19 protein-coding genes and 1 pseudogene are annotated in these 22,539 nt (G+C 36.8%); 17 read left to right on the top strand and 3 right to left on the bottom strand.

What is annotated here, in order from left to right; all coding sequences use genetic code 11:
- Positions 1-70: 70 nt before the first annotated feature.
- From BN358_RS20860 to BN358_RS20830, 7 genes are all read left to right on the top strand, one after another.
- Positions 71-865 (top strand): GNAT family N-acetyltransferase, encoded by a 795-nt coding sequence (locus BN358_RS20860; protein ID WP_019230481.1) that lies wholly within the window; start codon positions 71-73, stop codon positions 863-865.
- 26 nt (positions 866-891) lie between these two features.
- Positions 892-1,980 carry a metallophosphoesterase gene (locus BN358_RS20855; RefSeq protein WP_019230480.1) on the top strand — a complete coding sequence of 363 codons (1,089 nt, stop codon included), beginning with the start codon at positions 892-894 and terminating at the stop codon, positions 1,978-1,980.
- Position 1,981: 1 nt separating this feature from the next.
- Positions 1,982-4,675: an ATP-binding protein gene (locus tag BN358_RS20850; RefSeq protein ID WP_019230479.1), complete on the top strand. Its 2,694-nt coding sequence runs from the start codon at positions 1,982-1,984 to the stop codon at positions 4,673-4,675.
- An 8-nt stretch (positions 4,676-4,683) separates the two neighbouring features.
- Positions 4,684-5,373 carry a metallophosphoesterase gene (locus BN358_RS20845; RefSeq protein ID WP_019230478.1) on the top strand — a complete coding sequence of 230 codons (690 nt, stop codon included), beginning with the start codon at positions 4,684-4,686 and terminating at the stop codon, positions 5,371-5,373.
- 235 nt (positions 5,374-5,608) lie between these two features.
- Positions 5,609-6,643 carry an L-threonine 3-dehydrogenase gene (gene tdh, locus BN358_RS20840; protein WP_040584105.1) on the top strand — a complete coding sequence of 345 codons (1,035 nt, stop codon included), beginning with the start codon at positions 5,609-5,611 and terminating at the stop codon, positions 6,641-6,643.
- 31 nt (positions 6,644-6,674) lie between these two features.
- The gene (locus BN358_RS20835) at positions 6,675-7,865 is read left to right on the top strand and encodes a glycine C-acetyltransferase (protein ID WP_019230476.1); all 1,191 of its coding nucleotides are present in this window, start codon (positions 6,675-6,677) and stop codon (positions 7,863-7,865) included.
- A 276-nt stretch (positions 7,866-8,141) separates the two neighbouring features.
- A complete protein-coding gene (locus BN358_RS20830) occupies positions 8,142-9,164 on the top strand; it encodes a branched-chain amino acid aminotransferase (RefSeq protein ID WP_019230475.1) in 1,023 nt (340 codons plus the stop codon).
- 104 nt (positions 9,165-9,268) lie between these two features.
- Here the strand turns inward: BN358_RS20830 and BN358_RS25810 are convergent, their stop codons facing one another.
- The 3 genes from BN358_RS25810 to BN358_RS25800 are packed head-to-tail and all read right to left on the bottom strand — an operon-like array spanning position 9,269 to position 11,974.
- A complete protein-coding gene (locus BN358_RS25810; protein ID WP_232233409.1) occupies positions 9,269-10,150 on the bottom strand; it encodes an HAD-IC family P-type ATPase in 882 nt (293 codons plus the stop codon).
- On the bottom strand, positions 10,123-11,634 hold the full coding sequence (locus BN358_RS25805; protein WP_051011054.1) for an HAD family hydrolase: 1,512 nt from the start codon (positions 11,632-11,634) through the stop codon (positions 10,123-10,125). The genes BN358_RS25810 and BN358_RS25805 overlap by 28 nt, the downstream gene beginning before the upstream one ends.
- Positions 11,609-11,974: a cation-transporting P-type ATPase gene (locus BN358_RS25800; RefSeq protein ID WP_051011053.1), complete on the bottom strand. Its 366-nt coding sequence runs from the start codon at positions 11,972-11,974 to the stop codon at positions 11,609-11,611. The genes BN358_RS25805 and BN358_RS25800 overlap by 26 nt, the downstream gene beginning before the upstream one ends.
- 172 nt (positions 11,975-12,146) lie before the next feature.
- Between BN358_RS25800 and greA the strand changes: the two genes are divergently transcribed.
- The 10 genes and pseudogenes from greA to BN358_RS20775 all read left to right on the top strand — a co-directional run bounded on the left by greA (position 12,147) and on the right by BN358_RS20775 (position 22,518).
- The gene (gene greA, locus BN358_RS20820) at positions 12,147-12,623 is read left to right on the top strand and encodes a transcription elongation factor GreA (protein ID WP_019230474.1); all 477 of its coding nucleotides are present in this window, start codon (positions 12,147-12,149) and stop codon (positions 12,621-12,623) included.
- 134 nt (positions 12,624-12,757) lie between these two features.
- A complete protein-coding gene (locus tag BN358_RS20815) occupies positions 12,758-13,702 on the top strand; it encodes a DUF1385 domain-containing protein (protein WP_019230473.1) in 945 nt (314 codons plus the stop codon).
- Complete coding sequence (gene prmC, locus BN358_RS20810) at positions 13,696-14,556, top strand: peptide chain release factor N(5)-glutamine methyltransferase (protein ID WP_019230472.1); 861 nt, start codon at positions 13,696-13,698, stop codon at positions 14,554-14,556. Before BN358_RS20815 ends, prmC begins: the two co-directional genes overlap by 7 nt.
- A 147-nt stretch (positions 14,557-14,703) precedes the next feature.
- Positions 14,704-15,773: pseudogene (prfA, locus tag BN358_RS20805) on the top strand (peptide chain release factor 1).
- A 29-nt stretch (positions 15,774-15,802) separates the two neighbouring features.
- Positions 15,803-16,048: an RNA-binding S4 domain-containing protein gene (locus tag BN358_RS20800; protein ID WP_019230471.1), complete on the top strand. Its 246-nt coding sequence runs from the start codon at positions 15,803-15,805 to the stop codon at positions 16,046-16,048.
- Between the two features lie 133 nt (positions 16,049-16,181).
- Positions 16,182-16,718 carry a rubrerythrin gene (rbr, locus tag BN358_RS20795; RefSeq protein WP_019230470.1) on the top strand — a complete coding sequence of 179 codons (537 nt, stop codon included), beginning with the start codon at positions 16,182-16,184 and terminating at the stop codon, positions 16,716-16,718.
- Between the two features lie 248 nt (positions 16,719-16,966).
- The gene (gene argH, locus BN358_RS20790) at positions 16,967-18,358 is read left to right on the top strand and encodes an argininosuccinate lyase (protein WP_019230469.1); all 1,392 of its coding nucleotides are present in this window, start codon (positions 16,967-16,969) and stop codon (positions 18,356-18,358) included.
- The gene (locus BN358_RS20785; RefSeq protein WP_019230468.1) at positions 18,348-19,514 is read left to right on the top strand and encodes an NADP-dependent malic enzyme; all 1,167 of its coding nucleotides are present in this window, start codon (positions 18,348-18,350) and stop codon (positions 19,512-19,514) included. Before argH ends, BN358_RS20785 begins: the two co-directional genes overlap by 11 nt.
- Positions 19,515-19,557: 43 nt before the next feature.
- Complete coding sequence (locus BN358_RS20780; protein ID WP_019230467.1) at positions 19,558-20,925, top strand: amidohydrolase family protein; 1,368 nt, start codon at positions 19,558-19,560, stop codon at positions 20,923-20,925.
- A 192-nt stretch (positions 20,926-21,117) separates the two neighbouring features.
- Positions 21,118-22,518: a YfcC family protein gene (locus BN358_RS20775; protein ID WP_019230466.1), complete on the top strand. Its 1,401-nt coding sequence runs from the start codon at positions 21,118-21,120 to the stop codon at positions 22,516-22,518.
- The last annotated feature ends 21 nt before the right edge of the window (positions 22,519-22,539 follow it).

Genomic DNA, 22,539 nt, shown 5'->3' with positions numbered 1-22,539 from the left:
TAGTACTTGTTAATACTGATTGAAGATAGACGTTTTTTATGTTACAATATTGTAAAATGGGCGGTAGAAAATGATTAGAAAATTATATGAAAAAGACAAAGACAATTTAATGAATTTTCTCATGGAAGAAGCTTCTCTTAATCTGTTTATTATTGGTGATGTACTTAACACCGGATTTGAACAGGATTACATGGAGTTATGGGGAGAATTTATAGGCGATGAAATTATCGCAGTCCTTCTCAGATACTACAATAACTTCATACCATATTACAAAGATGGAAACAATGTAGACGTTGAACAGTTCAAGAAAATAATTGCTTCTCATAAAAAGAAGAAGCTTGTTTCTGGAAAATATGAAATTGTAATGAAATTTACAGATGCATTACAAGATGTTCAGGGAAGCCGTAAGTTTTTCTGTGAACTGAAGGACAAGTCAAAACTACTTAAGGAAAATGATAAATTCAATATAAAAAGAGCAACAGTTGAAGATGCTAAAAGGCTTTCTGTTTTTCTGGAATCCATAGAAGAATTCAACAATACAGGCGAAGACAGGGACATGCTTGAAAACAGTATCAGGACAAAAACCGGCCGTTTTTATTTCATTGAAGACGAAGAAGGGAAAATAGTATGCACAGCAGGAACTTCGGCGGAAACAAAGCATGCAGCTATGATAGTGGACGTTGCAACAAGTCCTCAATACAGGAACAAAGGTCTGGCTGTAAACTGCCTTTCAAAACTCTGCATCGACACGCTCAAGGACTGCCATGGCATCTGCCTGTTTTACAGCAATGAAAAGGCAGGAAAAATATATCAAGGAATAGGGTTTGAAACAACCGGCAATTGGATGATTGCAGCTGAAAAATAAGCATCTCTAAAAAGAAGGAGCAGGCTATGAAACTAAAATTTATACATACATCTGACTTGCATTTAGGCAAAAAATTCAATATAAAAAATTTCAGTTTAAAAGAGCGGGAAAAAAGAAGACAGGAAATATGGGATGCATTTGATGAAATTATAAAAACAGCAAGAAACGAAAAAATAGAATACCTGTTCATTGCCGGCGACATGACAGAAGGAGAATACATCAATTTCAAAAGCCTCAACAAAATTGCCAGAAAGTTCAAATCAATAGAAGATACAAATGTTGTAATAGTCTGCGGAAAAAGCGATCCATACGGCATTGACAGCCTTTACGAGTATATTGACTGGTCTGACAACGTATATTTCATAAAAAGCACCGATACAGTAGAAAAATTATATTTTCCCAAGGACAATCTGTGCATACATGGGCTGAGCTGGGATAATTTGAATAACAGCGAAAGACCACAGCTTATTTATGACATTTCTGTTGATGAAAACAAAATAAATGTTCTTCTTTTAAACTGTGAGCTTGAAGGAGAAACTGAATTTACAATCAATGTTGATATGGTTAAAAATAAGTTTGACTATTGTGCCTTAGGAGGAAAACACAATTTTCACATGTATAGAAACAACGTTGTATATGCCGGTACGCCTGAACCCTTAAACTTTGAGGAAAAGGGGGACCATGGATTTATAATGGGCACCATTGATAAAGGAAATGTGGAATACAAACTTGTGCCCATTGCAAAGAGAAAATTTACAACAAGAGACATCAATCTTGATGTGTCATACAGTTTCAATAAAATTCTCGACCTGATTAAATTTTCCGGAGATACTTTTTCCAACATCAAGGATTATGTGAAAATAAACCTCACTGGTACAGTCAGTACGGATATATCCATGGAAGAAGTAGAAAATGAAGCAAAACAATTTTTTTACTACATTGAGTTTGAGGAAAATTACTCATATAAAAATGCTGAAGATAAAATATACGACAGCAATGACTACAACATAATCGAATCTTTCAAGCTTCAGTTTGAAAATCATCAGGACAAAATGGAGCAACAGGCTTTTAAGCTTGGTCTTGAGGTTCTCAGAAAAGAAAAGGTGGTAAAATAAAATGTACATCAATAAATTGCACTTGAGAGCTTTTGGCAAATTCTCATCTAAAAGAATGTACTTTGGAAGCAAATTCAATATAATATATGGTGAAAACGAGGCAGGAAAAAGTACCATTCACAACTTCATCGAGGCAATTCTTTACGGCTTCGGAGATGATGAGAACGGGATTTTAAAATATAATAAATATAAACCTTGGGACAACAGTCTATACAGAGGAACTCTTGGCATGAGCATGAGAAACGGCGAAAAATATGTTGTTTCTAAAGATTTTTTATTGGGAACAACACAGGTTTTTAAAAAGGAGTCAAGTGACAGGAGTGATCCGGAAATGGTTGAAGAGGATATTCCAAGTCCAGGGGACTTTTTCTTCAACATGAACAGGACATCCTTCAGAAACACAGTAAGTGTAAGGCAGCTTGGAAACAAAACTGAACAGGAGCTAGCTAACGAGCTGAAGAGCAAAATAATTAATTTAAGCAGCACAAGAGACCAGAACATATCAATAGAGAGAATACTTTCAACACTGAACAGAATTAAGGATGAGGCAGGAAGCGAAGAAAACGGAAAAACACTTTTAGGACAATATTCTCTTCGCTTGTCAGAGCTTAAATCTGCAAGAGAAAATTCAGTCAATGCAAGCAGACAAGTGATGTTTCTGGCAATGGAAAAAAAGAAACTTAAAAACAAAATAAGAGAGCTTGAAATGAGGATGGCTGAACTAAAAAAGCAGCTTTCAGATTATGAGCTTTCTGTTGCAAAAGACAAATTTCTTAAATGTGAACCGGTCAAGATGGAACTTGATGAAATAAATGAAAATCTCCAAAGCTTTAATCATTCTTTGAAATATTCAAAGGAAGATTTTAAAGAAGCCTTAAACCTTGAAAAGATACTTGCAGACATGGTGGGGCAAAGAGATTCTCTGCTTCAGGAAAAGGGAAAAATAGATTCAAGGCTTGAAGAATTAGGACGGGACATATCAAATTTAATGGACAGCAGTTTTTCAATTGAAAAGCTCAATGAAGATTACAGCAATTATAATTTGACCAGAGATAAAGTTCGTGACATGAAGTCCAAAATTCATACGGGATATGAAAGCATTAAAAGTATAGACATTGATGAAATAAATAAATTTTCAGGCAGCTATGCAACTGTTGAGGAAATAAGCAGGAAAATCGAAATTGCGAATGTGTTTCTCGATGAAAAAGATTATGCAACAATGAAGAAATTTGGAAAGTCGCAGGGAGTACAAAGTTTATTTGCAGGATTGTTTGGTATTGCTTTTCTGGGAACAGGAGCGTATTCCTGTTATCTAGGATACACAATGAACGTTCTGGAATACTATTATGGAGCCGGAGCTGTTGTTCCAGCAGTTATATTATTTGTTCTGTCTTCAAGAAAATCAGCAAGAGCCAAAAGTGCAAAAAAAGAAATCGAGAGCATGGAATGCAGCCATGCTGATTACAAACTGACAGTTGATGAGCTTCAAAACCAGAAAAATGAAATTATCAAAAATTCCGGCTGTGATAACATTGATGTCATGTTGGATATTTATAAGAAAAAATGTACTGAAAAGAACATTGTTGAAGAAAAGTTAAATCTTCTTAAATTCGATGAAGAGGAACTCAAACAAACAGAAGAAGAAAATAACGGCTTGTCAAGGGCGCTTCATGAAACCCTTAAAAAATTTGCTTTTGATGAAATAAGCCAGGAAAACATTAAGGAAATCAATGAAGCATATATAAGAAAAAATCAGGTGAGAGAGGAAACATCAAATCTTAAGGTAAGTTTTGAACAAAATGCTCAGATTTTGTCCAAAGTTGAAAAAGAACTGTCATTTGAACAAAAGCGCCTTGAGATGATTCTTTCTGCAAATGGCGTTGATGACTTAGAAAACTTCAAGGAAACAGCTGCAAAATATGAGCAATATGAAGAGTATGTTAAAAGAAAAGAATATCTTTATAACATTTTGACTTCTATTATAGGAAACGAAGACTTTGATGCACTTAAGGAAAAAACCAGGAATGTGATGTTTTATGAAACAAAGGTAATTGATGAACAGAAGTGCCAGTTGGATATTTTCATAATGAATGATGAAAAATCAAAAATTGCTGAAAATATCCAAAGCATTCACAAAGAAATCGAGGACATAGAAGCAGGCACAAGAAATCTTGCTGAAATAGAAGAAGAAATTGATTTTTACGAAGACAAAATCAACACGTTCAAGAGTAAAATTAAAATTGCCGAAATGGCAGCTGAAAAAATCACAAAGATTGCAGATTCAATAAAAGGAGACTTCATGCCTCTTTTGAAGAAATCCATAAGCGATAACTTTTATTACCTGACGGGAGGAAAATACAGCGAGGTTTCCTTTGATGAAAACATGAATATAACCGTAATTGAAGAGGATAATAAAAACAGGAACGTAGAGCTTGAAAGTTTGAGCGGCGGAACATTGGACCAGCTTTATCTGTCGCTTAGGGTGGGACTCAGCAACATCTTAAGCGGAAATCAAGATATACCTCTCATATTCGATGACAGCTTTGTTCAATATGATTCAAGAAGACTTAAAAAGTCAATTGAGATGCTTGCAAAGGAAAGCGAGAGAAGACAGGTTATTTTGTTCACATGCCAGGAAAGAGAAGCTGAAACAGCAAAACAGCTAAACGTTAAATTTAACTATATAAAATTATAAGGATTAATATGAAAATATTTGCTATTGCAGATTTGCATTTTGATTATAAAAAAGAAAAGCCCATGAATGTATTTGGTGACAACTGGATAAATCATGAGGAAAAAATAATTGAGAACTGGAAGAGTGTTGTAAAAGAAGATGACCTTGTTCTTATTCCGGGGGACATATCATGGGCAGCAAAGCTTGAAGAAGCTCTGGGAGATTTGTCAAGGATTGATGAATTGCCGGGCATCAAGATAATAGGCAAGGGCAACCACGACTACTGGTGGGCTACATCCAGCAAATTGGACAGACTTGAATTAAAAACAATCAGATTCTTGAAAAACAACAGCTATGAATTCGAAGACATAGTAATTTGCGGTACAAGAGGCTGGGACACAATGGAGGAACACTCTGAAGATGAAACAAACAAGAAAATATTCTTAAGAGAGTTGAACAGGTTTAAAATATCTCTTGACTCAGCAAGGAAAGCAAAAAAGCCAATAATAGTTATGCTGCATTTTCCGCCATTTGACAGCAACGGTCTTCCAAATGAATTTTTTTCTGTTCTCAAGGAATACGAGACTGAAACATGTATTTACGGACACCTTCACGGAGAAGAGGGTCACAAGAACGTCAGAGAAGGTTTAATTGACAGTGTTAATGTTCACTGCGTTTCAAGCGATTATATGGATTTTAATTTAAAAAGGATAAAGTAAGACGGCAAATTAATTTGCCGTTTTTTTCTTGAATATAAAAGGAAAAAACAGATATCATAATTATGATATGTTTAGACAAATTATTTCGAGAATTATCAGAAAAACAAAACGTGTATATGATTTGTAAACAAAAAAGATATTAGGCTCTTGACATGAATACAGATTTGGAGTATATTAATTATGAAAAAACGTTATCAAATATTATTGAGTATAGAGGATGGTGTTTATGGAAAAGATGGATGCATTGGTGAAAAAATACAAAGAACCAGGATTGTGGCTTGAGCAGGTGGAAAGGCCGGTTCCGGAAGAAGGAGAGGTTCTTGTAAAAATTCACAAGACTGCAATATGCGGAACAGATGTTCACATATATGAATGGAACAAGTGGGCTCAGGAAACAATCCCTGTACCAATGACAATTGGGCATGAATTTGTTGGTGAAATAGTTGAGCTTGGAAAAGGCGTTAAAGATTTGAATGTTGGAGACCTGGTTTCCGGTGAAGGACACATTGTATGCGGAAAATGCAGAAACTGTCTTGCCGGAAGAAGACATCTCTGCAAGGACACAAAGGGCGTTGGAGTAAACCGCACAGGAATATTCTCTGAATATGTGGCTTTGCCTGCTTCAAACATCTGGCTGTGCGACAATTCTCTTCCTGAAGAAATTTACAGTATTTTTGATCCATTTGGAAATGCTGCACACACTGCATTGTCATTTGAAGTTCTTGGAGAAGATGTGCTTGTTACAGGAGCAGGTCCTATAGGAATTATGGCAGCTGCCATTGCAAAACATGCAGGTGCAAGGTTTGTTGTGCTCACAGACATAAACAACGACAGGCTTGAACTTGCTAAAAAGATGGGAAAATTCAGAACCGTAAACACCAAAGAAGAAAATCTTGAAGATGTAATGAAGGAACTTGGAATGAAGGAAGGTTTTGACGTTGGACTTGAAATGTCAGGAAACGGCAGAGCTCTGAATCAAATGATAGACCACATGACTCACGGTGGTAAAATTGCAATGCTTGGAATTCAGGATTCTGATACAACTGTTGACTGGAACAAGGTTGTATTCAACGGACTCCATATAAAGGGAATTTACGGCAGAGAAATGTATGAAACATGGTACAAGATGCAGTCGATGCTTAAGTCAGGACTGGATATATCTCCAATCATAACCCACAGATATCATTATACTGAATTTGAAAAAGGCTTTGAAGCCATGTTAAGCGGTAAATCAGGAAAAGTAATATTGGATTGGACGGAGAAAAAATAAATTATTTAAAATCTAATAAGGAGTTGATAAAATGTACGAGAACAATAAACAATATTATGCAGACATTTTAAAGGAAATCAAGGAAAGCGGACTCTGGAAAGAAGAAAGAATAATTACAACACCTCAAAGCAGCAGAATAAGCACAACTAAAGCCGACAAGGTTTTGAACATGTGTGCCAACAACTACCTCGGACTTGCAGACAACAAAGAAGTTATTGCTGCTGCCAAGGAAGCATATGACACATGGGGCTATGGATTGTCTTCTGTAAGATTCATATGCGGAACTCAGGGAATTCATAAGCAGCTTGAACAAAAATTAAGCGAATTTCTCATGACTGATGATACTATTTTATATTCATCTGCATTTGATGCTAACGGAGGGTTGTTTGAAACAATCACAACAGAAAATGATGCCATAATAAGCGATGAACTTAATCATGCAAGCATCATTGACGGAGTCAGACTGGCTAAGGCGAAAAAATACAGATACAAGAACAATGACATGGCTTCTCTAGAAGAACAGCTCATACAGGCTGACAAGGACGGAGCAAAGTTAAAACTAATTGCAACAGACGGCGTTTTTTCCATGGATGGAATAATAGCCAATCTCAAGGGAATATGTGACTTGGCAGACAAGTACAATGCCATGGTTATGGTTGATGACAGCCATGCAGTGGGATTTGTGGGCAAGACAGGAAGAGGAACTCACGAATACAGGGATGTTGTAGGAAGAGTTGACATTATAACAGGAACACTGGGTAAAGCCCTTGGTGGAGCCAGCGGCGGCTATACAAGCGGAAGAAAAGAAATTATAGACTTGTTGAGACAGCGCTCAAGACCATATCTTTTTTCAAACACTCTGGCTCCTGCCATTGCCGGAGCTTCACTGAAGGTTCTTGAAATGCTGATGGAAAGCACAAAGTACAGAGATAAACTTGATGAAAACACAAAATATTTCCGTGAACAAATTAAGAAAATCGGACTAACAATAATAGAAAGCGAACACCCTATAGTTCCAATAATGTTAGGAGATGCAGTGTTGTCTCAGAAAATGTCTGAGAAACTTCTTGAAAAGGGAGTTTATGCAGTAGGTTTTTATTATCCTGTTGTTCCGAAAGGAAAAGCAAGAATAAGAACTCAGATTTCAGCAGGTCATTCAAAGGAAGATCTTGATTTTGCAATCAATGCATTCAAGGAAGTAAAAGAAGAGCTGGGCATATAATTGCCCGGGAAATATTTTGACGAAAAACATAAAAACGAATACAATATGGTATTAAAGCGAATAAATGATTATCATTAGACACATAATATTGCTGTTACGAAAAGATATAAAAATATTAAAAGAGTTGAATAAAAAAAGACTGTAAACATCATTACTTTGACGGAACAGTCTTTTTTGCTGTCAATAATTATTTTTACAGACAAAGTAATTGAAAAAAATTGTGAAAAGGTTTATACTATAATATAACAATTAAATATTTTATAAGGAGGCATTGCAATGCAGAAAAAGGACATAAAATGGTCTGAACTTGGTTTTAGCTATATCAAGACTGACAAAAGGTACATATCTTATTGGAAAGATGGAAAATGGGATGACGGTCAGCTTGTGGAAGACAATAAAATAAGTATCAGTGAAGGTTCAACTTGTCTTCATTATGGACAAGAATGTTTTGAAGGATTAAAAGCTTACAGCACTAAAGACGGTGAAATTCAACTTTTCAGACCAGATGAAAATGCTAAACGTATGCAAAACAGCTGTGAAAAGGTAATGATGCCTAAGGTTCCAGTTGAAAAATTCATAGATGCCTGCATGCAGGTTGTTAAAGCAAATGAAGCATGGGTACCTCCATACGGATCAGGCGCTACTTTTTACTTAAGACCATATGTTATAGGAATAGGCGACAACATCGGAGTTAAACCGGCACCTGAGTATATTTTTGGAGTGTTTGGAATGCCTGTAGGTCCATATTTCAAAGGCGGCATGAATCCAGTAAACTTCGTTACAACTGACGAAGACAGAGCTGCACCTCATGGAACAGGAAAGAACAAAGTAGGCGGAAACTACGCAGCAAGTTTGCATTCACATCATGATGCTGTTGCAAGAGGATTTGCTGATTGTATTTATCTTGATCCGGCAACTCACTCAAAAATTGATGAAGTTGGAGCAGCAAACTTCTTTGGAATCACAAAAGACAACAAATTCATAACACCTCATTCAACATCCATACTTCCAAGTATTACAAGAATTTCCCTCATGCAGGTTGCAAAGGACTACTTGGGAATGGAAGCAATTGAAGCAGATGTTTTCATTGATGAAATAGACCAGTTCGCAGAAGCAGGAGCTTGCGGTACAGCAGCTGTTATAACTCCTATAGGAGGAATTGAACACAAAGGAAAAATGCACGTGTTCCACAGCGAAACAGAAGTTGGCCCTGTGACTAAAAAATTATACAACACATTGTACGGAATTCAGATGGGCGACGTTGAAGCTCCTGAAGGATGGATTTACAAAGTACAATAACTTCCACTTCTAATTAAGAATTAAGAGTTAAGAATTATAAGTTAATAAAAAGCAATTGGTGTTTATGTACACTAATTGCTTTTTTGTTCAATCTGGTTCAGTTGTTAAAGGAATTTAGCGACTTCTTCCTTTGTATGGCACAACCTAAGGAATGATTTGCGCATGAGGTCAAGGGGGATAACCGTAAATGAAATTGATAAAACTGTCAATAGTTCCCCTGTTGTAAGGCCATAGGTTCTGAACACCCTTCCGCCAAAGTAAAGAATCAGTATCTGTATTATACAAACCAAGGACATAACTGTTACAAAAGATTTGTTTTTTATGATGTTAGACATAATATTTATTCTTTGAGTTCTTGCATTTAGACTGTTAAAAATAGCGCAGAACATGAAAAGAGCAAAGAAGCCGGTCATCATGTATTCACTTCCTGCAGAATATCTGAACCTGGAACCTATTCCTTGAAATTTCAAGAACAAGATGCACAGGAAAGTTGTATAAACGGCAGATATGACAATTTGATTTTCCATGTAATCATTGATGATTTTTTCTCCCTTTTTCTTTGGAAGCTCTTCCATGTATTCAGGCAACGGTGCTTCACCGGCAAAAGCAAGTCCTGCCAGCGTATCCATAACCATGTTTATCCAAAGCATCTGCGTCACGGTTATAGGTGTTTCAATTCCAAGGAACTGGCTTATTAGAGTTATGCTCATGGCGCATATGTTTATAGAAAGCTGAAAAACTATGAATTTTCGAATGCTCTTGAAAATTGTCCTGCCATATAGAATTGCTTTAACAATTGACGAAAAATTATCGTCAAGAATTACTATGTCACTTGCTTCTTTGGCAACCTCAGTGCCGCTTCCAAGTGAAAAACCTACATCGGCTCTTTTTAGAGCTGGTGCGTCATTGACACCGTCGCCGGTCATGCCGGCCACAAGATTCATTTCCTGTGAGAGCCTCACAAGTCTACTTTTATCAGAAGGCAAAGCTCTGGCAACAACCCTGATCTTTGGCAGTACTTTTTTAACTGATCATCAGTCATGTTTTTCATGTCATCAGATGTGAGCACTATATCCCCACGTGCATAATCAAGAAGATTTGATTCCTTTCCAATGGAAACTGCTGTTTCTTTTCCGTCGCCGGTAATCATTACAACCTGGACGCCTGCATTTGTTACTTCTTCAATGCTTTTTGCGGCGTCTTTTCTTAATTCGTCCTTAATGCACGCTATTCCCACAAGAGTGAGATTTGAAAATCCTTTAAGTAGTTTGTCCGTGGCTGCATCAGAAGTAGCAAGAGCTAACAGTCTGTTTCCTGCTGAAGACATGTCTTTTGTCAATTTGTTTATTTGAAAAATGTTGTTAAGTTCAGATTTGGTGCCATCTTCACAATAATAATGTGTGCAGAATGGCAGTATCTTATCTGGAGCACCCTTGAGCAATGTAACATTTAAATCACCTGTTACAGATGATGCTGAAAACTTATTTTTGCTGTCGAAGCTAATTTCAGAAAGTTTCTTGACATCAGCATTTATTACAGGGTAGGACATAGCAAAGCCAAGCATTGCCCTGTCTGTTGAATTTCCACCAACAGGAGACTGTTTTTTGCCGTCATGGCCTATTATTGAACCGTTGTTGTAAACAGACGAAATGTAGATTATTTTCCACAAATTTTTTTCTTCTTTCAAGTTGTGCATGTTTTCATAAATTTTGCCGTTTCCGGATATGAACTTTGAAACCTGCATTTTTCCAACAGTCAAAGTACCTGTTTTGTCTGTAAACAATATGTTTAAACTTCCTGCAGTTTCAATTCCAACCAACTTTCTCACCAGCACGTTGTCCTTGATCATTCGCTTCATATTTGATGAAAGCACAACGGTTATCATAACCGGCAAACCTTCTGGTACAGCAACAACTATGATGGTAACTGCAAGAGTCAGTGCCCTTATTACATCCTGTGCCAGCGTGTACGGGTTCGACATGTACATGATAATTTCAGCCATGTTGAAGTGGTTGTCCAATGCTATTGACTTGAAAAGGGATGAAACAAGAATTAAAAATGCGCCAAGATATCCAATGCGGCTTATGAAAGCTGCAAGATCTTTAAGCCTTTCTTTTAACGGACTGTCAGATTTGTCGTGCTGAAGTTCTATGGCAAGACGTCCGTAATAAGTTTTTTCACCCACAGCAGTAACAAGCATTGTGGCTGATCCTTGGCAGACTGTGCTTGAGTTGAAAACCAGGTGTGGATTTGAAAAGTTCATATCATCTGTTTTGTCATAATCCACTATGGCCGCCGAAACTTTGTGTGCTTCCTTTGTTTCACCGTTTAAGGATGACTGATCTACATCTACTTGCCCGTCAATTAAAATTCCATCAGCAGGAATTCTGTCTCCTTGTTCAAGCTTTACAAAATCTCCTTTTACAACTTCTGAAGTTGGAACTTCAGTCAGACTTCCATCTCTGTACACCTTGCATTTTTATTTTTTGAGCATCCTCCACAAGCTTTTCAAAAGCCAGCTGGCTTCCGTATTCAGATATGCTTGAAACCATGGTAGCCAATATAATGGATACAGCAATGCCAATGGATTCATACCAGTTGAAATTTTCTATAAACAGCAAAATGTTCAAACCAAGCGCTACAAGAAGTATTTTAATAGTTGGGTCAGCAAAGCTTGCAGCGTAATGGCTAAGGAATGTCTTTCTTTTTCCGGGCTCAATTATGTTGGCGCCGAATGTTTTTCTTGATTTTGCAGCCTCATTGCTGCTTAATCCTTTGTAAATTTTGTTGTAGTTTTTCATTGCATGCATTTTTCACCTCTATATGCTTTTGTATATTGCTTTTATTCAATATATGAGGACAAGTTAAGCAATAGAACATAATATTCAATTTTAAAAAAGACGTTATTTCTAAAAAATATTGAAATTTATAAATTATCGGTTATAATAGATACTAGAATGTCACAATAAGCAGGTGGAAAGAATGGACAATAACAAAGAAATATTAGTAACTGAAGAAGGCTATAAGGAAATTCTTGACGAAATAGAATACAGAAAGACTACATTCAGAAAAGAAATAGCAGAAAGAATAAAAGGAGCCTTGAAAGAAGGCGATTTGAGTGAAAACTGTGAATATCAAGAATCAAAAGAAGAACAAAATAAAAATGAATCTAGAATAATCGTGCTTGAACACACACTGAAGCACGCTAAAATAGTTAAACACAATGCAGATGAAAAAGATACAGTGCAAATAGGAAGCAAAGTGGTAATAAAAGACATAGAGTTTGATGAAATTCTTAACTATTCACTGGTTGGGGCTACAGAAGCAGACCCGGTGGCAGGCAAAATATCAAATTTGTCTCCTCTTGGAGCAGAGCTTTTAGGTAAGAAAAAGGGAGCAATCATCAATGTTACATCCCCCGGAGGAATAGTGAAGTACGAAATCATGGAAGTAAGTTAAAGAAAGATTAAGCTTTGTGATGTATAATTGCAAAGCTTTGTTTTTTATGACATGCCAATTTATTTTAAATAAAATCTTGAAGTAATTGTGCAATAATTGTATAATAGCTTGAATGTAATAGAAAAGGGGACAAAATGAGCGATATAGTTTTAAAAGAGGTTAAAAAGACCAGTATCGGCGGTCAGGCGCTGATTGAAGGCATCATGATGAAGGGCCCTGATAAAATTGCAACTGCAGTAAGAAAGCCTGACGGTGGTATAGAAGTAAAAGAAAGCACCATAAACCAGATATTCAAAAATAAATTTTTTAAACTTCCATTAATAAGAGGAAGCTTTGTTCTCATAGATTCACTTGTAACCGGTGTGAAGGAGCTTATGTATTCAGCTGAATTTTACGGCGATGATTATGAAGAAGATGCATTTGACAAGTTTTTAAAAAAAGTGTTCAAAGACAAGGCTGATACTGCCATAATATATGCATCTGTAATAATAGCTCTCATATTTTCAGTGGGAGTATTCATCTTAGGACCGACGCTTCTTACAAACCTTGCAAAGAATGTGATACATAACACGTTTTTGCTTAATCTTACGGAAGGTATAATAAGGGTTTCATTGTTTGTTGGTTATGTGTATCTTGTTTCAAAGCTTGAAGACATAAAGAGAGTATTCATGTATCATGGGGCAGAGCACAAAACAATCCACTGCTATGAACATAAGGAAGATTTGACTGTTGAAAATGTGAGAAAATATTCAACACTTCATCCAAGGTGCGGAACAAGTTTCATGATCAATGTAATGTTAATAAGCATAATAGTTTTCTCATTTTTCGGATGGCCTAATCCTTTTATGAGACTTGTCATAAGGCTTGCAATGCTGCCGCTTATAGCAGGATTATCATACGAGCTTAACAAGTATGTTGGAAGATGCGAAAAAGAAAATATACTCACCAAGATAATATCATATCCCGGATTTTTAATTCAGAAAATTACTACTAAAGAGCCTGATGACTCTATGATTGAAGTGGCTATTGAGGCTATGAAAAGAGTTATACCTGCAAATGGAGAAGATGATACATGGTAACAATTGAAAAATTGTTGAAAGACGGAATAGAAATAATAAAACAAAGGGATTATAACAATCCCTATCTTGATGTGCAGCTGATTTTGTGCCATCTGCTCAAGAAGGACAGGGTATATGTACACCTTAACAGAAAAGAAGAAGTGGATGATGAAATTAAAAACAAATTTTTAGAAATGGTCTACAAAAGAAATCAGGGATATCCCCTTCAATACATGACAAATGTTCAGGAATTCATGGGACTGGAATTTTTCGTGCAGGAAGGAATACTTGTTCCAAGGCCTGATACGGAAATACTTGTTGAAAAAATCATAAACCTTGTAAAAAATTCAGATTTCAAAGACAGGACGCTGAAAATCCTCGATATAGGCACAGGAAGCGGTGCAATTGCAGTAAGCCTTGCATATTACGTGAAAAATTCATTTGTCACTGCTGTTGATGTGAGTGAAACTGCCATTAGTACAACAGAAATAAATATTGAAAAACACAATTTGAAAAATATAAGGACTGTGAAGGCTGATATTTTTGAAGACGTGTTTTCAGATGAGAAATTTGACATTGTAGTGTCAAATCCTCCATATATTAGAAGGGAAATCATAAGGGACCTTCCTGTTGAAGTGTCTGAATATGAGCCGAAGCTTGCTCTTGACGGAGGAGAAGACGGCCTTCTATATTACAGGAGAATTGCGGAAGTTTTTTATAAAATTCACGGCGAAAAAGCTGTACTATGTGTTGAAATCGGCCATGACCAGAAGCAGGATGTTGAAAGGATTTTTGAAAATTTGAATATTTTTAAGATAATAGAGACAGACAAGGACTTAGGCGGAAACGACCGTGTAGTGACAGGATTCTTGTAACGCAGCTTGGTGCTAACAATTAACCAGAAAATATTAAATTGAATAATTAAAGATAGGAAAATGCCATAAATAACAATGAAATCCTGAGAAAAGCAGCCTGGGGCTGCTGAATTTATTCAGTGATCATGGTTATAAAGAGAGGATAATATGATAGATAAATTAGAAGTTTTAAATGAAAAATATATAGAATTAAGTGAAAAAATATCTGACCCTGAGACGCTCTCCGATTCACAGAAGCTTCAAAAGCTAATGAAGGAACAGTCACAGCTTGAGCCTATAGTAACTAAGTACAATGAATACAAAGAAGTTGAAAATCAACTTGAAGATTCAAAAGCAATGCTCAATGAAAAGCTTGATGATGATTTCAGGGAAATGGTAAAAGAAGAAGTAAAAGAACTTTCAACAAAAAAGGAAGAATTAGAGCAGGAAATAAGAATACTCTTGCTTCCAAAGGATCCAAATGACGACAAGGACGTAATAGTTGAAGTAAGAGCAGGCGTTGGAGGAGACGAAGCAGGATTGTTTGCAGGCGATCTTCTGAGAATGTATTTAAGATATGCTGAAAGACAGGGATGGAGAACAGAATTTATTTCTGTAAACGAACAGGGAATAGGCGGCTACAAGGAAGTAATTTTTCCATAAAAGGAAAAGGTGCATATTCTAAACTTAAATATGAAAGCGGCGTACACCGTGTTCAGCGTGTGCCAGATACAGAATCAAGCGGACGTATTCACACATCTTCAGCAACAGTTGCTGTGCTGCCTGAAGTAGATGATATTGAAATTGAAATCAACCCAAATGATGTAAGAGTTGACGTGTTCCGTTCATCAGGAAACGGCGGACAGTGCGTAAACACAACTGACTCTGCCGTAAGACTAACACACATTCCAACAGGCATTGTAATTTCATGCCAGGATGAAAAATCACAGCTAAAGAACAAAGACAAGGCGTTCAAGGTTCTTAAGGCGAAACTTTACGACAAATATCAGCAGGAACAAAATGATGAACAGGCACAAGCAAGAAAAAGCCAGGTAGGTTCAGGTGACAGAAGCGAAAGAATAAGGACGTACAACTTCCCACAGGGAAGAGTAAGCGACCACAGAATAGGACTTACATTGTATAAGCTTGATTCATTCATTGACGGAGATATCACAGAAATGCTGGATGCACTTCTCACTTCAGATCAAGCAGAAAAATTAAAAAATATATCAGAATAATATTCCGCCGCAGGCAGATTGGAGTTATTATGAGAATTGATAAGTATTTAAAAAATGCCCGTGTCATCAAGAGAAGGACTATTGCAAAGGAAGCATGCGAACAAGGGAGGGTACTTGTTAACGGCAAGACTGCAAAGCCAGGAACTGAAGTTGACACTGGGGATGAAATAGAAATCATATTCGGCGCTAAACCAATGAAAATAAAAGTTGAGCAAGTGCTGGAGCATGTAATGAAAGACGATTATAAAGAAATGTATACAATAATTAATGATTAAGGTGTAAAATATTGGGTATATTTAAGTTGTTGGACTAATGAAAAAAAATTTAAAGTTGAAAATATTTGAAAAAATAATAACGTCTATGTCCTAGGCTAAGTCCAAGGGATAAATATATTTAATGAGGTGCATTATGGAATTAAAAGGAAGCAAGACTGAACAAAATTTAATGACTGCATTTGCAGGGGAGTCTCAGGCACATGTGAAGTATTCATATTACCAAAGCAAAGCTAAGAATGATGGATATGTTCAAATTAGTAAATTTTTTGAAGAAACAGCAAGAAATGAAAAAGAACATGCTAAAATATGGTTCAAATTACTTCATGATGGAATGCCAGAAACACCTGCTAATTTAAAAGATGCAGCAGCCGGCGAAAACTATGAATGGACTGATATGTACGCAAATTTTGCCAAAGTTGCACGAGAAGAAGGATTCAACAAAATAGCGTACTTGTTTGACGGCGTTGCAGCAATAGAAAAAGGCCATGAAGAAAGATATCTGGCACTTCTTGAAAATATTGAAACAGGCAAAGTTTTCAAACGTGAGGGAGAAGTTGTATGGCAGTGCGATAACTGCGGACACATTCATGTTGGAAAAGATGCTCCAAAAGTATGTCCTGTTTGCGACCATCCTCAGGCACATTTCCAGTTGTACACAAAACCATACTAAAATCAACAAATAATTAAGAATTAAGAATTAAGAGTGAAGAATTAAGAAAAAGATGCAAATTGCCGGAATTATCCGGCAATTTTTTATTTTTGCTTGAAGATTGTAATAAGTATGTTATAATAAACAATAAAAATGATAATTAATAATGAATGTTGAATAAATACAATTATGTATGACGAATCAATTTGTGACTCTAAATTCTTAATTATTAACTCTTCATTCTTAATTAATAAACGAAGGGAGAAACAATGGCAAATCTATGGAGTGGAAGATTTGAAAAGGGAATGGATAAAATCGTTGAAGAATTCAACGCTTCCATATTTTTTGATAAAAGGCTTTACGACTGCGACATTGCTGGAAGCATTGCACATGTCACAATGCTTTGTGAGCAGGGAATAGTAAGCAAAGTAGATAAGGAAAAAATAGTTGAAACTTTAAAGGAAATAAAAAAAGAAATTGAAAAGGGAACAATTACTTTCGATGTGCATGATGAAGATATTCACATGGCTGTTGAAGGAATATTGATTAAAAGACTTGGTGAAACAGGCAAGAGGCTTCACACTGCAAGAAGCAGAAACGACCAGGTGGCTGTTGACACTCGCCTTTACGCAAAAAAAGAAATAGTTGAAATAATAGAAGTTTTAAAATATATAGAGCATGTACTGCTTGAAAAAGCAGAAAAATACAACAATCAAATAATGGTGGGCTTCACTCACATGCAGCATGCCCAGCCTGTAACCGTGGGGTTCCACCTCATGGCATACTTCCAGATGTTTAAAAGGGATATTGAAAGGTTTATCCAATGCTATGAAAGAACGGATTATAATCCGCTTGGGTCTTGTGCTCTGGCTGGAACTACAATTCCCATAGACCGTCACAGGACTGCAGAGCTTCTAGGGTTTAAAAATGTTACAGAAAATGCCATGGATTCTGTAAGCGACAGAGATTACGTTCTTGAAATCCTCAGCAACGCTTCCATATGCATGATGCACATAAGCCGTTTTGCAGAAGAGTTTGTTTATTGGAATTCTCAGGAGTTTTCTTACATATCAATAGATGATAGCTTTTGTACAGGAAGCAGCATCATGCCTCAAAAGAAAAATCCTGACATGGCGGAACTTTTAAGGGGTAAGACAGGGAGAATTTATGGCAATCTGATGCAGCTTCTTACAGTGATGAAAGGAACTCCTCTGGCATACAACAAGGATTTCCAAGAAGACAAGGAATCGTTGTTCGACACTGTTGACACTTTGAAGAAAAGCATTGTAATATTTGCAAAAATGATTGAAAAAACTGAATTCAGAATGGAAATTATCAAGAAACATCTGGACAAGGGATTTTTAAATGCAACAGACATTGCTGAACACTTCGTAAAAAATGGCATGCCGTTTAGAGAAGCACATGAAATAGTGGGAAAAATGGTCAAGTACTGCGAAACAACAAACAAAGATTTCATTGACTTGACAGATGAAGATTTACAAAAGATTGATTCAAGAGTGAACAAGACGCTTCTTCCTGATCTTACAATGGAAGGATGCGTCAACGGAAGAGTTTCTTACGGAGGAACAGCACCAAAAGAAGTATTGAGACAAATAGAAGCAGGGAAAAAATGGCTTGGAGGAGTAGAAAATGAACTATAATGAAGAAGCACTGAAGATGCATGAAGCATTCAAAGGAAAAATAGAAATAAAAAGCAAGGTAAGACTTGAAAACAGAGATGATTTAAGCACGGCATACACGCCTGGAGTTGCTGAACCATGCAGAAAAATCCATGAAAATACTGAAGATGTATACAGATACACAGCAAAAGGGAATCTTGTGGCTGTGCTGTCAGATGGGTCAGCAGTACTTGGCCTTGGTAACATAGGAGCAGAAGCAGCAATTCCTGTAATGGAAGGAAAGGCTGTATTGTTTAAAAGTTTCGCAGGTGTTGATGCATTTCCCATATGCGTGAAATCCCAGGATATTGAAGAAATAATCAATACTGCAGTAAATATTGCTCCTGTGTTTGGAGGAATAAACCTAGAAGACATACAGGCGCCAAAATGTTTTGAAATTGAAGAAAGACTCAAGAAAATTCTGGACATTCCTGTGTTCCACGACGACCAGCACGGAACTGCCATAGTTGTTTCAGCTGCCCTCATTAATGCACTGAAGCTTACAAAAAAGAATATGGAGGAAGTAAAAATTGTATTGAATGGTCCGGGAGCGGCAGGAACTGCAATAATCAAGATGCTCATATCACTTGGGGCAAAAAACATTGTTGCCTGCGACAGCAAGGGAATTGTTGTTGAAGGAAGAGACGGTGGACTCAATGCTCACAAGACTGAACTTTCTAAAATCACAAATAGCCAAAAGCTAAAAGGAACACTGAAGGACGCCATGGTTGGTACCGATGTGTTCATTGGAGTTTCGGCACCAAATTCAGTGACCGAAGAAATGGTGAAAAGCATGAATTCTGACTCCATAATTTTTGCCATGGCAAATCCCACTCCTGAAATAATGCCGGACATTGCTAAAAAGGCAGGTGCCAGGGTAGTTGGAACAGGAAGATCAGATTTCCCAAATCAGATAAACAATGTACTGGCATTTCCGGGAGTATTCAGAGGTGCATTGGACTGCAGAGCAAAACAAATAACTGAAGAGATGAAAAAAGCAGCAGCTTATGCCATAGCAAATCTTGTAACAGATGAGCAGCTTGCTGAAGATTTCATAATACCTGGACCATTTAACAACAGAGTTGCAATGGCAGTTGCTGCAGCTGTGGCTGAAGCATGGGAAAAAGAGAGTAAATAAAACAATAGCAGAAGAAATCTGCAAGTGCAATATGGAGGGTGAAATGCTTGATATTAAAATAGTAAACGGAATTATTATTGATGCAGAAAATAAAAAGTCATCAGCGGGCGACATAGGGATCAAGGACGGAAAAATAACAGCCGTTGGCAATGTTTTAGAAGAAGCAAAAATAACAATTGATGCTCAGGGCAAATATGTTTCTCCTGGTTTTATCGACATACACATGCACGAAGAGGATCTGAGCCTTACAAAAAAAATGGAGTACGACATTGCTGACACTATGCTGAATATGGGTGTGACAACATGCATAGTTGGAAACTGCGGCAACAACAGGCAGAGCATTGAGGAACTTTGCCAGTTCATTCAGGAAAAAGGAAATCCTGTTAACTATATGTCCTACATAGGGCACAATTTTTTAAGAAGCCAGGTTGGAAGCACGGACATATACAAAAAATCATCAAAAGAGCAAATCGAAAAAATGCAGATTATGGTTAAAAGTGCTGTTGATTTCGGTGCAGTTGGAGTATCATACGGCCTTGAATACTGCCCTGGCATAGACACTGAAGAAGCAATCCTCATTACAAAGGAAATTCAGGGAAGGGACGACTTGCTTCTTGCTGCCCACTATAGAAAGGACGCAATTTATGCTCTGGATGCAATAAAAGAAATGGCTCAAATCGGAAAAGAAAGCCGCATACCATTTCAGATTTCCCACTTGTCAAGCTGCAGCGCATACGGCAACATGACTGAGGCTCTAAAACTCATTGATGATATTGCAAACAGCGGTATTGACCTGCAGGTTGATGCATATCCTTATGCTGCATTCAGCACTTATATAGGCTCAGCAGTATTTGACGACGGCTGCCTTGAAATATGGAATAAGGATTATGATTCAATAATGCTTACTGAAGAACCATTCAAAGGAATGTTCTGTGACAAGGAATTGTTTGAAAAAGCACGAAAAGAATATCCGAACATGCTTGCCGTTGCATACGTAATGAATGAAAATGAAATTGTACAGGCTCTCAATCACCCTCTTGTAATGATTGCAAGCGACGGAATTTACAGAAATCATTCAGGGCATCCAAGAGGTGCCGGAACATTCCCAAGAGTCATAGGGCACTATGTGAGAGATGAAAAGAAAATGGAATTTTATGATGCCATTTACAAGATGACATACATGCCTGCAAAGCGCTTGAAGTTTAAAAACAAGGGACTTATAAAGGAAGGCTATGATGCAGATATCACAATTTTTGACTACAGCACCATCTTGGACAAGGCTACATTTCAGGACCCTCAAGTAAGACCTGAAGGCATAGAATATGTAATTGTAAACGGAAAAATAGCAGTAGAAGAAGGCAGGACAATCAATAACACATCAGGTAAATTTTTTAAGAGAGGCGAAGCATAATTAGAATTATAACGCATAAAAATTAAAATGAAAATAAATGTGAAAAACCGCTTGCATCTATGAAAATTATGTGTTAATATGGTTTAAATTTTATGTCGAAAATTAATAAATAACCCAGTGATGATTATATTTATTAATTTGACATTAAATAATTTTAATTCTATATTATATTTTAATTAATAAGGAGGAGCTATGGAAGAAAAGAAAAAAAAGGGCAAGGTACCCCATACCTACGTAATATTGTTTGCAATGATAATTATAATCGCAATTTTGACTTATGTAATTCCAGCCGGACAGTATCAGAAAATTGAATCATCAACAGGAAGAATGATCGTTGATCCGGCATCTTATCAGCAAATTGAATCTGCTCCTGCAAAACTTTTTGATGTGCTTAAGGCATTTCCTAAAGGGCTTGCAGCTGCACAAAGTATTGTATTCTTCATATTTATAGTTGGAGGATCATTTAATGTTATTAATCAGACAGGTGCAATAGAGGCTGGAATCAGCAAAGTTGCACTTAGCCTCAAGGGTAAAGAGAAACTTCTCATACCGATTATTGTACTCATCTTTTCACTGGGTGGTGCTACAATAGGTATGGCAGAAGAAGCCATAGTATTTGTTCCAATAGGCATAGCATTGTCTAGAGCTCTTGGATATGATGCAATAGTAGGTATGTCAATTGTGGCATTGGGAGCTGCTGCAGGATTTACAGCAGGATTCATGAATCCTTTCACTGTAGGAGTTGCACAGAGCATTGCCGAGCTGCCTATGTTTTCAGGTATTGCATTGAGACTTGTTGTATGGGTTTGTACATTGGTACTTGTAATTGTTTATATTTCCAAATATGCAAACAAAGTTAAGGCAGATCCTACAAAGAGCCTTGTTTATGAGCTTGAGCTTGAAGAAAAAGATCATGCAATTGACTTAAACAATGTAAAACAAATGACATCAAGACACACAGGTGTACTATTGGTATTTTTAATAGGAATGGGTATTTTGATTTTCGGAGTGTTCAAGTTCGGATGGTATATAACAGAAATTGCTGCAATATTCCTTGCAATAGGTATTGTAGGCGGTTTAGTTGGCGGTATGAATCTTGATGATATTGCTAAGGATTTTATTACGGGAGCTAAAGATATGACAACCGGAGCATTGGTTGTTGGTCTTGCAAGAGGAATTCTTGTAATAATGGAAGGAAGTATGATAATTGATACAATAGTATTCGGCATGGCATCTGTTGTTTCTTCTCTTCCAAAGTCAGTAAGTGCTGTTGGAATGCTTTTGGTTCAGTCATTCCTGAACTTCTTTATTCCTTCAGGTTCAGGTCAGGCAGCAACTACTATGCCTATAATGGCGCCTCTTTCTGAAGTAATAGGACTCACAAGACAGACTGCTGTTCTTGCATATCAGTTTGGTGATGGAATTTCAAACTCAATAATTCCTACTTCAGGTGTATTGTTGGCAAACTTATCAGTTGCAAAGATTAAGTATGAAGTTTGGGTTAAATATGTAGCTCCGTTAATGGGTCTGTGGACTCTCATGGCAGCAGCATTCATGGTAATTTCGGTTCTTATTAATTACGGACCGTTTTAAAATAAAAATTTTTAAAACAAG

This window comes from Sedimentibacter sp. B4, from assembly GCF_000309315.1.
Taxonomy (GTDB): domain Bacteria; phylum Bacillota; class Clostridia; order Tissierellales; family Sedimentibacteraceae; genus Sedimentibacter; species Sedimentibacter saalensis.
The sequence above is the reverse complement of the archived record's forward strand: the minus strand, read 5'-3'. Positions and strand labels throughout refer to the sequence as shown.